Genomic DNA, 13,277 nt, shown 5'->3' with positions numbered 1-13,277 from the left:
GTTGGGCGGGGGCTTGGCGGGGGGCTTGTCGGGCGCTTGGCGGGGCCGATCCTGCCTCGCCGGCCGGGGCTGCGCCAGCCCCGGCCCCCGCGGGGTCAGGCCGCGGCGGCGGCGGCGCGCCCCGCGCCCCCGCGCAGCCGCCACAGGGAATGCAGCGTCAGCGCGGCCAGCACCACCGCGCCGCCGGCCAGCGTCCAGGCGCCCGGGAATTCGCCGATCACCGCCCAGACCAGGATCGGGCCGGCCACGACCTCGAGCAGGGTCATCATCGAGGTCTCCGCCGCGGGCAGGGAGCGCGAGCCCCAGGCGACCAGGGTGATGGCCAGCGGCAGGATCACGCCGCCGGTGGCGAAGGCGCCGATCCACTGGCCGGCGGTCATCGGCTCGAACGTGGCGAAGGGCAGGGCGATCACCGCCCCCAGCAGCCAGCCCGGTCCGATCACCGGGGCCGCGGAATTGGCCTTGAGCACGCGCAGCAGCACGAAGAACAGCGCGATGGTCAGCGCCGAGAGCAGGCCGGCGGCAAGCCCCGCGAAGCCCAGGCCCCCCTCGGTCCAGGTCCCGAAGGCGACGAGGCCGAGGCCCGCGACCGTGGCGGCGATGGCGGCGGCGGTCTGGGCGGGGATCCGCTCGCCCAGCGCCACGCGGGCGATGAGGGCGGCGAGCATCGGGGTGGCGGCGAAGGCCAGCATGGCGTTGGCGACCGAGGTCCAGGCGATGGACAGGCAGAACAGCACGGTCGAGGCGGCCTCGAGCCCGGCCAGCGCGATCCCCCAGGGGCCGAGCGCGCGGATCGCGGCGGGCAGGGCGCGGCCATAGGCGATGACGCAGCCCAGCGTCATCACCAGGCCGCCGAACACGCCCCGGCAGACCGCCATGGCGAAGGCGTCGATGTCCACCAGCCGCATCACCAGCGCATCGGGCACGAAGACCATGACGCCGAGCGCCACGAGGATGAAGCCGCGGCGGGTTTCGGCGGCGGAGACGGGAGGAGAGGATGCGGAGGCGGCGTCGGTCGCGACGACGATCGGCATGGGCGCCACGGGCGCGGCCGAGGGGACGGCCGAGGGATCGGGACGGGTCATGGGAATGGAGGTCCGGCGTGTGGTTTGCGCGTCGGGGCGCGCCGGGGATCGAACTAGCGGCGGGGAGGGGAGCTGTCCACCACGGCGGCGGGATGGCGGCGTCGCTCGGGTCCGGGTGGTTGCGCGGGGGCAACCACCCTTGCCGCCGGCGATCCGCCGAGGACGCCGCGCGACGCGCCTCGCGCCGGTGGTCAGGGGGGCGCCCGCGCGGCGAGGCGACCGGGGCGCGGGTTGCCCGCAGGGGCGGGGGGGAGCATCGGCTCGCCCCGGCCCCCCACGGGAACCGGGGGCAGCCGGAGCGGGCGGAGCGCAGAGGGACCGGAGAAGGACCGCGACCGCGCGTCCCCCGGCCCCCGCGCCGCCTTGACCTCACGCCCCGCGCCGCGTCCTGTGTCGCCCGACCGCCGGCGCCCAGACCGGCCGCAACGGGAGAGGAGCCCCAAGGCATGACCGTCATCTTCATCCACGGCATCGGCGCCGGCGCCGAGAGTTTCCATGACGTGACCCCGCTGGTCCCCGGCTCGGTCGCGCTGAACCTGCCGGGCTGGGGCGACGAGCCCTGGGGCGGCGAGGCCAGCTTCGCGGGGCTCGCCGACTGGCTGGCGGGCAAGATCGACGCCCTGGCGGACGGCGAGGCGGTGATCGTCGGCCATTCCTTCGGCGGCATGCTGGCGCTGGAAACCGCGCTGACCCATCCCGGCAAGGTCCGCGCCTTCGTCGCCATCGCCACCTCGCCGGCCTTCGGCGGCCGCGACGACAGCTTCAAGACGCAGTTCCTCGCCGCCCGCCTGAAGCCGCTGGACGAGGGGATGACCATGCCCGAACTCGCCCGCGGCTCGGCGAAAGATCTGGAGGCCCGCGGGGTGTCGGAGGCGCGGGTGGCGCGCTTCGTCGACTCGATGGGGGCGCTGCCGGAGAAGGTCTATCGCGACGTGGTCCGCTGCCTGACCACCTTCAATCGCCGCGCGGACCTGGAGCGGGTGAGCCAGCCGGCGCTCTGCCTCGCGGGCGACGACGACGCCACCGCGCCCGCCCGGACCATGGAGAAGATGGCCGCCGCCATGCCGCAGGGCGAATACGCCTGCATCAAGGGCGGCCATCTCCTGCCCAACGAGGCGCCCGAAGCGGTGGCCGAAGCGGTCAACGCCTTCCTCGCCAAACTGGACTGAATCCGCGCCCGCCCGCCCGCCCGCCCGCCGCCGGGCTCAGGCCGGGCGGCGGGCGACCACCAGGTGACCGGGCTCGGGATCGCCGAGATTGGTGCGGATCACCCAGTCCTCGACCACCAGGATCTCGAACCCCGCGGCGGCGAGCCCGTCGCGGATATAGGCTTCCGAATGGTGGAAACGCTGGTGGGGGCCGATGCGCCAGGGCCGGCCGTCGAAGGCGGCGGGGGAGAGCGTCTCGGTCGAGAACGCGAAGCGCCCGCCCGGATGCAGCTGCGCGAAGACGCCGGAGAACAGATCCTCCAGCGCGCCCAGATAGGGCAGCACGTCGGCGGCGCAGATCAGGTCCCAGGGACCGGCGACGTCGCCGTCCTCGTCCTCCGCCGGGGCGTGCAGGAAGGCCACCGCGTCGCCCACATAGAGTTCGTCGTAGAGCTCGCGCTCATCGGCCTCGCCCAGCATCTCCTCGGACAGGTCGACGCCGGTGGCATGGCCCGCGAGCGGTCCCAGCGCCGCCGCCATCAGCCCGGTGCCGCAGCCCAGGTCGAGCAGGGCGAGCGTGTCGTCGCCATCCGCGTCCTTGCGCCCGCCGGTCGCCTCGATCAGCTGCGCCAGCCGCTCGGGCGCGCGGTAGCCGAGCTTGCCCACGAGGATGTCCTCGAAGGACGCGGCGTGCTGGTCGAACAGCGTCGCCACATAGGCCGGCGAGGCCCGGTCCGGGTCCGCCGCCGCGCCCAGCGCCGCCAGCCGCACCGCCGCGCCGCCATGGTCGGCGGGATCGAGCGCCAGCACCTCGCGCCAGGCCTCGGCGGCGCCGAGCGCGTCGCCCGCCTTCTCCCGCGTCAGCGCGCGGTCATAGGCCAGCGTGAGCGGGTCGGTTTCGGTCTCGGCCTCCGGGTCGGGGGAGGGCTGGTCGTCGGTCATGATCGGGGGTCCTGGATGAGAGGCTGACGGGCGGCGCGGAAATCGCGCGTCAGTCGGCGGAAAAGGCGTCGGTGGCGGCAGGCGCGGGCGGGGCGCCGTCGGACGACGGGGCCGCGGCGTCCGGTGCGCGGGGCGGCGCAAGCCGCGCCACGCCCTGCAGGTCGTCGGGCCCGGCATAGTCGTAAAGCAGTTCGCGCCCCGCGGGCAGCTGCGCCACGCGGCGCTGGTAGGGGCCTTCGTTGAGCACCGGATAGGCCATCGACACGGCGCGGACCGGGCGGCCGAGGTCGTCGGTCTCGGTCACCTGCGCGCCGTGACGGGTGAAGCGGGCGAAGGACTCGTCGGCGCTGCGGGTCCAGCCCAGCGGACGCCCCTGCCGGTCATGCAGCGCCACGTCGCGCCATTCCCGCAGCGGCCAGAGCAACGGGTCCGCGTAGACGTCCTGCCGCGACAGCGCATCGTAATCCACCATGTCGAGCCGCCCCTCGGGCCCGTAGATCCGGTGCTGCCGCGGTGGAAAGGCCACCGAAACGAAGGCGGGGGCCGAGATCCAGGCCCCGTTGTCCACGAAGACCGCCACCTCCACCCGCTGCGAGTTCAGGGCCGGATCGCCGGGGACCGGGACGTCCTGCTGCCAGTCCACGGTGATCTCCGCCGCCTGGCCGTCATCGCCCAGCGGGCGGATCGTCACCCGCTCGGGATCGCCGCGCATCAGCGCCCAGCGGAATTCCAGCGGCCGGCCGTTGGGATCGACGGAGCCCGCGGCGGTGACGGTGAAACGCATCCGCTCATCCACCCCGCGGAACAGCAGGGCGATGGCGGACGGGGTTTCGAACAGGGTCTCGCTCAGACCGTCGCCGAAAAGGCTGACCCCCTTCGCCGGCCGGCGCTGATCCAGAAGCTGGAGGCGGGGCGCGGGCGGGATCTCTTCGGGCAGGAGCGCGTTGGCCATGCGGACCATGCGCTCGGGCTCGACGGTTTCGGGGGGGAAGACGCTGGGATGCGCCCGGGGCGAGAGATAGTCCGCATCGGTCACGATCCCCGCCTGGCAGCGCCGCCAGATCATCTGCACCGTGGGCGCGATCAGCCGCTCGCGCACCAGCGCGGCCTTGGTCTCGGGGCGGAAGGCGGCGAGGATCGTCGCCACGCTCTCCATCGCCGCGCGGTCGGACCAGGAACTGCCCTGGGTGACGATCTGATAGGGCGTGTTGGCCGGGAACAGGTCCCCGTAGAGCGGATCGTGGTCGCGATGCTCGGGATAGATGTAGATCTGGTTCGAGGCGTATTCGCGCCACAGCTCCTGCGCCGTCTCGGGCGAGCTGACCATCTGCCGGGCGATGGAGCGCCAGCCCTCGCCCTTGGTGATCGCGGTGGAGGAGTTGCCGAACAGCGGCGGCGCGGTCTTTCCCGCCACGGTCAGCGCCAGCCCCAGCGGCGCGCTGCGGGCGAAGCCGGCGACCCGGGCTTCGGGCGCGTGCTCGACCGGGGTGATCAGCGGGAAGCGCGCGAGATCGAAGGGGGAGTGGTCGTCGTCGCGGTTCTCGTAGAAGTCGCCGTGATTGCCCGCGGCGCGGCCCGCGGCGATCAGGCGGTTGAGCAGGGCGGCGGCGGGAGAGGCGCCGCCGATCACCGGGGGCGGTCCCTGCGGGGCGGGGGGCATGGAGATATAGGCCCGCACCGCGCCGTCGATCTCCGACCATTCCGAGTTGCCGGCGGCGATCACCGCGGCGCCGTCGACCAGGGGCGCGGGGACGGGCGCATGGGCCGGCGGGGGCGAAACCTCCGGGGGGTCGGACGCGGCGTCATCTTCAGGCGCCGCAGCGGTCTCTTCGGCCCTCCTGCTCTCCAGCAGCTTCAGCGCCAAGGCGTAGGCCGCTTCGTTGCGCATCCCGGCATAGAGCGGCGCGGTCGCATAGGGCTCGATCTCGCGCAGCCCGGCCTGCGCCGCGGCGAGGAACTGGGTGGCGGCGGCGGCGGCGTCCCCGCGCTCCGCCGCCAGCCGGACAGCGGCGATGCGCAGCGACGTCACGCCCGGAAAACGCCGGACCAGGCGCAGGACCTCCAGCTCCGCCCCCACCCGGTCCCCGTCCCTGTAGAGCCGCGCGACGCCGGCCGCGCCGCGATGGTAGAAGGCCCGCTCGAACGGGGACAGGTCTTCCACGCGCGCGGCGCGGGCGGGGGCGCGGGCGGGGTCGGCGACGGGGTCGGCGACGGGGGACCGCGCATCCGGGGCCGCGCCCGGATCCGGCGCGACGACCGGCCCGGGGCGTCGCGTCGCGTCGCCGAATTCCAGCCAGCCGGCCCCGATCAGCCCGGCGAATCCCAGCGCGATCGCCGCCAGCGCCAGCGGGCGCGTCAGGGATCGGCGCTCGCCCGGGGCGCGGCCGAAGGGGTCATTGGGCGACACGCGGCGCCTCCCGTCCTGGCGCGGAGAAACCGTTCTCCGCGGCGCGCTGATATTGTGCCCGCCGCCGTCGCGAAACAAGGGAGGCGCAAGCGCGCGGGTCAGCCGCGGGCAGGGGTCCCGCCTTCGCCCAGATCCCACCAGACCCCGGCCATGAGCTGCAGCGCCTCGCGGCAGAGCGGACGCAGGGTATGCTCGTTCGGCGCGTGCTGGGAGCAGCCGGGATGCGAATGCGGGATCCAGACGGTGGGCAGGCCGAGGATGTCGGCGAAGACCTCGTTGGGCAGGGAGCCGCCGAGATTGGGCAGCCGCGCCGGAGGGGCGCCGGCGGTGCGCTCCATGCTCTGCGCCGTCCACACCGCCCAGGGCGCGTCGGGGTCGAGCCGGGTCGCGTGGAAATCCACGTCGCCGTCGAACAGGATCTCGACGTCGGAGAACCCCTCGCGGTCGAGATGCCGGCGCAGGGCGGGAAGAATGTCGTCCTCGTCGGTCCCCACCACGAAGCGCAGCTGGCAATGGGCGATGGCCGACGGCTGGATGGCGTTGACCGGACGCTCCGCATCCCCCGCCCCCAGCGCGCGGATCGCGAAGGAGTTCCAGCCCCAGACCCGTTCGCCGGGGGTCAGCGCGGGCTCGCCCCAGTCGGGGTCGATCTCCGGCCCTTCCTCGCCCACCGGGCAGGAGGCGATGGCCTCGCGCACCGAGTTGGTCAGCGAGGTCGGCCGCCATTCCGGCACATGGATGGTCCCGCGGGCGTCGGTGATCGCGGCCAGCGCATGGGCCAGCCGGATGCCCGGATCGCGCAGCAGCCCGCCCCAGTTGCCCGAATGCTGCGCCCCCTCGCGCAGCCTGCATTCCAGCGAGAAGTTCAGCGCCCCGCGCGAGCCGAGGAAGATCGTCGGCCGGTCCGCCCGCACCCGCGGCCCGTCCGAGGCGATCAGCACGTCGGCGGCGAAGCGGTCGGGATTGGCCTCGAACAGTTTCGCCAGGCCGGGCGAGCCCGCCTCCTCCCCCATCTCCAGCGCCATGCGGATGTTGAAGCCGAGACGGCCGCGGGCCTCCAGCACCGTCTCCAGCGCCATGAGGTTGATCAGGTGCTGGCCCTTGTTGTCCGCCGTGCCGCGGCCATAGAGCAGATCGCCGTCCGGGGTGAGCGCGAGCGGGTCGCGATCCTCGCGCCAGCGGCCCTCCATCGTGGGCACGGTGTCGCCATGGCCATAGGTGAGGATGGTGGGCAGGGCCGGGTCCTCGATGCGCTCCGCCTGCAGGATCGGGGGGCCGCCGGGCTCGGGGTTGGCCATGATCTCATGCGTGAAGCCCAGCCGGGTCAGCCAGGGGATGATCAGCCGGTCGAGATAATCCGCGATCCCCGCCGGCTCGCCATCGGTGCGGCAGGCGACGAGCTCGCCCAGCGCGGTTTCGAACCGCCCGTCATCGACTAGGGTGGCGGCGGCGGCGACGGCCTGGTCTCGGGTCATGGAAGCATCCTGCGGAGATAGGGGGCGGGCGGGTCTGGATGAGGTCGGGCGAAGCCTAGCCGCCCCGACCGGGGGAGGCGAGGCGCAAGCGGCGCCGCATCAGGCCGCGCCCAGCGGGTCGAAATCCCGCGGCGCCGCGTCGAGCCGGAACACGAAGCCCCCCGCCACTTCGGGGAAGAAGCGGCGCACCAGCGGATCATGGCCGGGGATCACCAGCTCGGGCCGCGAGGCCAGCGCCTGGATGGTGCGGTAGCCCTCCAGCGTCTCGCGCATGTCGGCGACGATGGGGAAGGGGCGGCCGGTCAGGTAGTTCTCGTAATAGTGCGAGGCGTCGGAGGCGAGGCAGACGTAGCCCTCCCGCGTTTTCACCCGCACCGACATCAGCCCCTTGGAATGCCCGCCCACCGCATGCACCGTGACGCCGGGCGCGATCTCGGCGTCGCCGTCATGGAACGCCACCCGGCCAGAAAAGACGTGGCGGACCATGTCGCAGACATGCTCGGCGGTGAAGGGGTGGTTGAGCGCGGCGTGGCACATGCAGGGGCCGGTGGCGTAGGCCATCTCGGCCTCCTGCAGGTGGAAGCGCGCGTTGGGGAAATGGCGCAGGCCGCCGGCATGGTCGTAATGCAGGTGGGTGACGATGATCTCGTCGATGGCGTCGGGGGTCAGGCCGAGGGCGGCGATGGCTTCGGCCGGCTCCCGCGCCACCTCGCGGCCGCGGGCGGCGGCCTCCGCCCGGTCGAAGCCGGTGTCCACCAGGATCGTCCGGTCGCCCTGCCGCAGCACCCAGATGTAGAAGTCCAGCGGCATGGCGGCGGCGTGGTCGTCGCCGCCCAGGAAGTTCATGTTGCGGGTCCGCGCGGCGACCTCGCCGTATTTCAGCGCGTAGGCCTCCCAGATGTCGTCGGACATGGACGTGTCTCCTCCCGTTCTTGTTGGGAGGGAGAGTGCCCCGCCGGGCGCCCCTGGGGAAGGGGCGCCCGGCGGATTTCGCGGGAAGGCCGCCTCAGGCGAAGTTGGCCAGCGGCGCGCGCTTGTCGGCCCAGGGCTTCGCGGTCTCCAGCTGGGCGGAGAGCGAGACCAGCCGGCAGTCCTCCCCGTAAGGCGCCGCGAGATGCACGCCCACCGGCAGACCGTCCGGCGTCCAGTGCAGGGGCACGGAGACCGCGGGCTGGCCGGAGCTGTTGAAGGCCGCGCAATAGGGCGAATATTCCAGCACCCCGTTCGGCCCCAGCCGGAACTCCAGGAAATCGTCCCGATCGTGGGAGAACCGCCCGACTTCCGCCGGCGGCTGCGACAGCGTGGTGGTGACCAGCACGTCCATCCCCGACATCCAGCGCGCCAGCGCCCGCCCATAGGCGTGCACGATGTTGATCGCGCCCAGATAGGCCGCGCCGTCGATGGTCTCGGCATGACGGCGGGAGGCGAAGGCGATGCGCTCGACCTCGCCCTGCTCGATCTCCCGTCCGCGGGCGGCGGCGACCGAGCGCAGCTTCAGCGCGGTGCCGCAGGAGATGATGTCCATCAGCGCGCGCATGGCGGTCGGGGTGTCGGCGTCGGGCAGCGGGGCCTCGAACACCTCGTGGCCCAGGTCCTTGAGCAGGGCGGCGGCGTCCTCCACCGCCTTGACGCATTCGGGGTGGATCGGGTCGCCGGTGAAGGTGGTGGTCAGGACGCCGATGCGCAGCTTGCCCGGATCGGTCCTGGCGGCCTCGGCGAAGCTCATCGGCAGGGGGGGCGCGGCGTAGGGGTCGCCCAGCTCCGGTCCCATCACCAGGTCCATCAGCGCGGCCTGGTCGCGGACCGTGCGGGTGACGAAGCCGGCGGTGGACATGCCCCCCCAGCCCTCGCCCGCGAAGGGCGCCATCGACACCCGGCCGCGGGTCGGCTTGATCCCGTAGAGCCCGCAAGACGCGGCCGGAATGCGGATCGAGCCCGCCCCGTCCGAGGCGTGCGCCACCGGCAGGATGCCCCCCGCCACCACCGCCGCGGCGCCGCCCGAGGAGCCGCCCGAAGTGTGGTCGGTGTTCCACGGGTTGCGGGTCGGCCCGCCATAGACCGCGGCCTCCGTCGCCGGGCCCACGCCGAATTCCGGCGAAGTGGTGCGCCCGAAGGTGACCAGGCCCGCGGCCCTGAGCTTTTCGTAAAAGCGGCTGTCGCCCGGGCAGGGCGCGCCCTTGAGCAGGGCGGAGCCCGAGGACACGGGGAAGTCGACCGCCTCCGCCCCAATGTCCTTGAGCAGGAAGGGCACGCCCTTGAAGGGGCCGTCGGGCAGGCCCTCCGAGATCATCCGCCGGGCCGCGCCCTCGTTCAGCGAGGCGATGGCGTTCAGCGCGGGGTTGCGCGCATCGACCCGCGAAAGCGCCTCGTCCAGCAGTTCGGTCGGCGAGACCTCGCCCCCCGCGACGAGGGCGGCGAGCCCGGTGGCGTCATGCGCGTCGAAGGCGTCGGCGATGGACATGGTGTTGAAATCTCCCGGCTGCGGTGATCAGGCGGGCGCACCTTCGCGCGGCGGGACGGCGAATGCCAGAGGGGACTCCACGTTTCGCGCCCCGCGCCGGTCCGGGCGGGTGTCAGGGCGTCGGGCGCCGGGGCGTCGGCCCTCAGGGCGACGGTCCTCAGGTCGATGGGGTCTCTCGTTCAAACCGGCTGGCGCTGGCCGGCGAGGTCGCGGAAGATCGCCGCCGCGGTCGGCTCCCAGATGTCCGGACGCTCGGGATCGGGAATCATGGCCGCGCCGCGCCGGGCGGCTTCCTCGATCGACAGCGCCAGCGCCAGCGAGCGCAGGGCGTCCTCGCCGGTCACCAGCGGCGCGGCCGCGCCCGAGGCCACACGGGCGAAATGGGCCATCTGCGCGGCCAGCGGGTCGGATGGCGGGCAGGGCAGCGACAGGCGGGTCAGGGCCGCGCTGCGGTCGTGCTCTCCGACCCCGCCATGGCGCCAATAGGTCAGGGAGGGCAGCGACATCGCTCCCTCCGTCCCGACCAGGCGCAGGCAATCCTCGCCGCTCCGCGCGATGCCGTCATCCTCGCCGGTCGCGGCCTCCCAGCCCCAGGGCGAGAGACCGGATTCGCTCAGGATGGCGGTGGCGAGCGCGCCTTTCTCGAAGCGGATCAGCGTCGCGGCGGCGCAGGGGCCGGCGGAGACGCCGCCGCCCGACGCCATGGCGGTGACTTCCGCCGCATCGCCCAGCAGCCAGCGCAGCAGGTCCACGTCATGGATCAGCCGGTCGAGCACCGGGCCTTCGCCCGACTGGACGCGCAACGGATAGGCCTGCGAGCGCGTCGGCTTGCGCAGGTGCCAGACCGCGTCAGCGGCGATCAGCCGGCCCAGCAGCCCGCCCTTCGCGGCCTCATGCGCCGCGGCGGCGGCGGGGTGATGGCGCCGCGCATGACCGACCAGCAGCGGCGCGCCGGCCTGCGCGAAGGCGGCGATGATCCGCCGGGAATCCCTCAGGCTCGCCCCCAGCCCTCCCGCCAGCAACAGCGGCAGGCCGCGGGCGGCGCAGGTCTCCGAGGCGCGGACCCGGCTGGCGGCGGGCAGGGCGACGACCGCGGCGGCGACGTGCTCGGCTACATCCTCCAGCTCCGCCGCCGTGGGCAGGCCGAGCGACTCGGCCCGCTCGCGCCCTTCCTCGGAGGGCGAGATCACCGCGGCCACTTTCAGGCGGGGATCGGCCTCGATCAGCGCGGCCTGGCGCAGCCCCTCGCGGCCGCCGCCGATCACCGCGACGGGGAGCGGCGCGCTCATGCGCGCGGCCGCGGCGCCTGCGCTCGCCCCCCATCCGACGGCCCGGAACGGGGACGGCCGCTGGCCCGGTCAAGCTGGCGTGCCGTGAGGAGAGAGCTTCGGCGCATGGGCGGACCCGGACATGGCGTGGATGGAACCGGCGCGAGCGCCGGGTGACAGGGTGAAACCGCGGCCGGCGGACGAAGGGAGCTGACCGGAATCCCTGACATAATCAGCGCTTCGCGTCCCGACTTCAACATGAATGGCAGGGGTGCGGCAGGGTGAATGCCGCTTGACGTTGGAGGAACCGGCGCGACCTTGTATGCAGGAAGCCGATCACGGGGCGCAGACCCCGATCCGGGGAGGAAACCATGCGGGTTCAGGTGGCGATCCTGGGAGGCGGTCCGTCGGGGCTGGCGCTGGCGCGTCTGCTGGGACTGGCCGGCGTCGAGGCGGTGGTGCTGGAGCGGCGCGACCGCGCCCATGTGCTGTCCCGCATCCGGGCCGGCGTGCTGGAATGGGGCTCCGCCGATCTGCTGCGCGCGGCCGGCGTCGGCGCGCGCATGGACGCGGAGGGGCAGGTCCATGACGGGACCGTGCTCGCCTCCGACGGGACCGCGACGCGCATCGATTTCCGTGACCTGGTGGGGCGCTCGGTGATGGTCTACGGCCAGACCGAGGTGACGCGCGACCTCTGCGAGGCGCTCGACCGCGACGGCCCGCGAGTGATCCACGGGGCCGAGGTGGTGGCGGTCGAGGGACTGGAGGACGCGCGCGCCCGGGTGATCTGGCAGGACCAGGCCGGCGCCCGCCATGAGGTCGCCGCCGACTGGGTCGCGGGCTGCGACGGGTTTCACGGGGCCGGGCGGCGGACGATGGCGGCGGGCCCGCTGAAGGCGTTCGAGCGGGTCTACCCTTTCGGCTGGCTCGGCGTGCTGACCGAGCGTCCGCCGGCGAGCGCCGAGGTGCTCTACGCCCGCCATGACCGCGGCTTCGCGCTGGCCTCGATGCGCAATCCGCGCCTGTCGCGCTATTACATCCAGGTGCCGGAGGGAACGCGGGCCGAGGCCTGGTCCGACGACGCCTTCTGGGACGAGCTGCGCCGCCGCCTGCCGACGGAGACCGCCGAGGCGCTGCGGACCGGCCCGGCGCTGGAGAAATCCGTGGCGCCGCTGCGGTCCTATGTCGGCGAGCCGATGCGCCGGGGGCGGCTGTTCCTGTGCGGGGACGCGGCCCATATCGTGCCGCCGACGGGGGCGAAGGGGCTGAACCTGGCGCTCGGCGACGTGCGGCTGCTGGCGGAGGCGCTGATCCCGGCCTGTCTCTCGGGCGATCTGGCGGGGGTCGAGGCCTATTCCGCCCGCGCGCTGGATCGGGTCTGGCAGGCGGAGCGGTTCAGCTGGTGGATGACCACGCTGATGCACCTGTTCCCCGAAAGCGGGGCCTTCGGGCTGCGCATGCAGCGGGCGGAGCTGGCGCATCTGGCGCGCTCCCGCGCTGCGCGGCAGGCGCTGGCCGAGGCCTATACCGGCGTCTCGCTCTGACCCGGCGCGGAGGGCGAACCGGTTGGACCTGATGCTGGTCGCGCTGTCGCTGGGCTCCGCCTTCTGCTTCGCGCTGGCGCTGGTGCTGGCGGTGTTCGGATTGCGCGAGAGCGCCGGGGCCGTGGGGCCGATGGCGGGCGCAGGCGTGTCGATCCCGGTGACGGCGGCGCTGTTCCTGGCGCTGTCTCCGGCGACGGTGGACCTCTCGGGCTACGATCCGCGGGGGGCGGCGGTGTTCGCGGCGGCGGGGCTGTTCTATCCGGTGGCGGTGACCTGGCTGACCTTCGCCTCCAACCGGCGGCTGGGTCCGAACCTGACGGGCGCGCTGGGCAATCTCGCGCCGCTTTTCGCGGTGGCGGCGGCGGCGGCATGGCTGGGTCAGACGCCGAGCCTCGGGCAGGGGATCGGCGTGGCCGCGATCTGCGGGGGCGCGAGCCTTCTGTTCCTGCGCGGGCGGGGGGCGGCGGCGTCGGTCGAGCGGGCGGCCTCCGCGGCGCTGTTGCTGCCGCTGGCGGGCGCGGCGTTGCGCGGGCTGGCGCAGCCGGTGGCGAGCTATGGTTTGCTGGCCTGGCCGGATCCATTCGCGGCGGCGCTGATCGGCTACCTGGTCTCCGCCGCCATCGTGCTGGCGGTGGTGCGCGGCCTGCCCCGGCTGCGCGGGGCGCGGGCGTCCGTGATGCCGGGGCGGGCGTGGCTATGGTTCGCCGCGACCGGGATCAGCAACGGCGCGGCGGTGCTGTTGCTCTACGCGGCGCTGGCGCGGGGGCCGGTTGCGGTCGTGGCGCCGCTGGTCGCCTGCTACCCGGTGATGACGCTGGCCCTGAACCGCGCGGTGCATCGCGACCGCAGCCTGGATGCCCGGACCGGACTGGGGGTCGCGGCGATGGCCGCCGGCGTGGCGATGCTGCTGGCCGGCTGAGCCGGGCGGAGCCGCCGCGGCGGGTTCG

10 protein-coding genes are annotated in these 13,277 nt (G+C 73.9%); 3 read left to right on the top strand and 7 right to left on the bottom strand.

Annotated features, from left to right (window positions below; translation table 11 throughout):
• Positions 1-95: 95 nt before the first annotated feature.
• On the bottom strand, positions 96-1,085 hold the full coding sequence (locus tag BLV24_RS04345) for a DMT family transporter (RefSeq protein ID WP_092679877.1): 990 nt from the start codon (positions 1,083-1,085) through the stop codon (positions 96-98).
• A gap of 446 nt (positions 1,086-1,531) precedes the next feature.
• On the opposite strand from BLV24_RS04345, the gene BLV24_RS04340 reads away from it, so the two are divergent.
• Positions 1,532-2,254, top strand: a complete 723-nt coding sequence (locus BLV24_RS04340; protein ID WP_092679876.1) for an alpha/beta fold hydrolase — start codon at positions 1,532-1,534, stop codon at positions 2,252-2,254.
• A 36-nt stretch (positions 2,255-2,290) separates the two neighbouring features.
• On the opposite strand, the gene BLV24_RS04335 is transcribed toward BLV24_RS04340, so the two are convergent.
• The 6 genes from BLV24_RS04335 to BLV24_RS04310 form a co-directional block, all read right to left on the bottom strand.
• On the bottom strand, positions 2,291-3,175 hold the full coding sequence (locus BLV24_RS04335; protein WP_092679875.1) for a class I SAM-dependent DNA methyltransferase: 885 nt from the start codon (positions 3,173-3,175) through the stop codon (positions 2,291-2,293).
• A 49-nt stretch (positions 3,176-3,224) separates the two neighbouring features.
• Positions 3,225-5,582 carry a hypothetical protein gene (locus BLV24_RS04330; protein WP_092679874.1) on the bottom strand — a complete coding sequence of 786 codons (2,358 nt, stop codon included), beginning with the start codon at positions 5,580-5,582 and terminating at the stop codon, positions 3,225-3,227.
• A 98-nt stretch (positions 5,583-5,680) separates the two neighbouring features.
• Positions 5,681-7,057, bottom strand: a complete 1,377-nt coding sequence (locus BLV24_RS04325) for a M20 family metallopeptidase (protein ID WP_092679873.1) — start codon at positions 7,055-7,057, stop codon at positions 5,681-5,683.
• A gap of 99 nt (positions 7,058-7,156) precedes the next feature.
• Positions 7,157-7,969: an N-acyl homoserine lactonase family protein gene (locus BLV24_RS04320; protein WP_092679872.1), complete on the bottom strand. Its 813-nt coding sequence runs from the start codon at positions 7,967-7,969 to the stop codon at positions 7,157-7,159.
• Between the two features lie 94 nt (positions 7,970-8,063).
• Positions 8,064-9,518 (bottom strand): amidase, encoded by a 1,455-nt coding sequence (locus BLV24_RS04315; protein WP_092679871.1) that lies wholly within the window; start codon positions 9,516-9,518, stop codon positions 8,064-8,066.
• 179 nt (positions 9,519-9,697) lie between these two features.
• Entirely contained in the window at positions 9,698-10,807 is a 1,110-nt protein-coding gene (locus BLV24_RS04310; protein WP_092679870.1) for a Gfo/Idh/MocA family protein, read from the bottom strand.
• Positions 10,808-11,157: 350 nt separating this feature from the next.
• Between BLV24_RS04310 and pobA the strand changes: the two genes are divergently transcribed.
• Positions 11,158-12,330: a 4-hydroxybenzoate 3-monooxygenase gene (pobA, locus tag BLV24_RS04305; RefSeq protein ID WP_092679869.1), complete on the top strand. Its 1,173-nt coding sequence runs from the start codon at positions 11,158-11,160 to the stop codon at positions 12,328-12,330.
• 31 nt (positions 12,331-12,361) lie between these two features.
• Positions 12,362-13,249: an EamA family transporter gene (locus BLV24_RS22765; RefSeq protein WP_281242883.1), complete on the top strand. Its 888-nt coding sequence runs from the start codon at positions 12,362-12,364 to the stop codon at positions 13,247-13,249.
• Positions 13,250-13,277 lie beyond the last annotated feature (28 nt).

The organism is Albimonas donghaensis, from assembly GCF_900106695.1.
In the GTDB taxonomy this organism is placed as follows: Bacteria; Pseudomonadota; Alphaproteobacteria; order Rhodobacterales; family Rhodobacteraceae; genus Albimonas; species Albimonas donghaensis.
The sequence above is the reverse complement of the archived record's forward strand: the minus strand, read 5'-3'. Positions and strand labels throughout refer to the sequence as shown.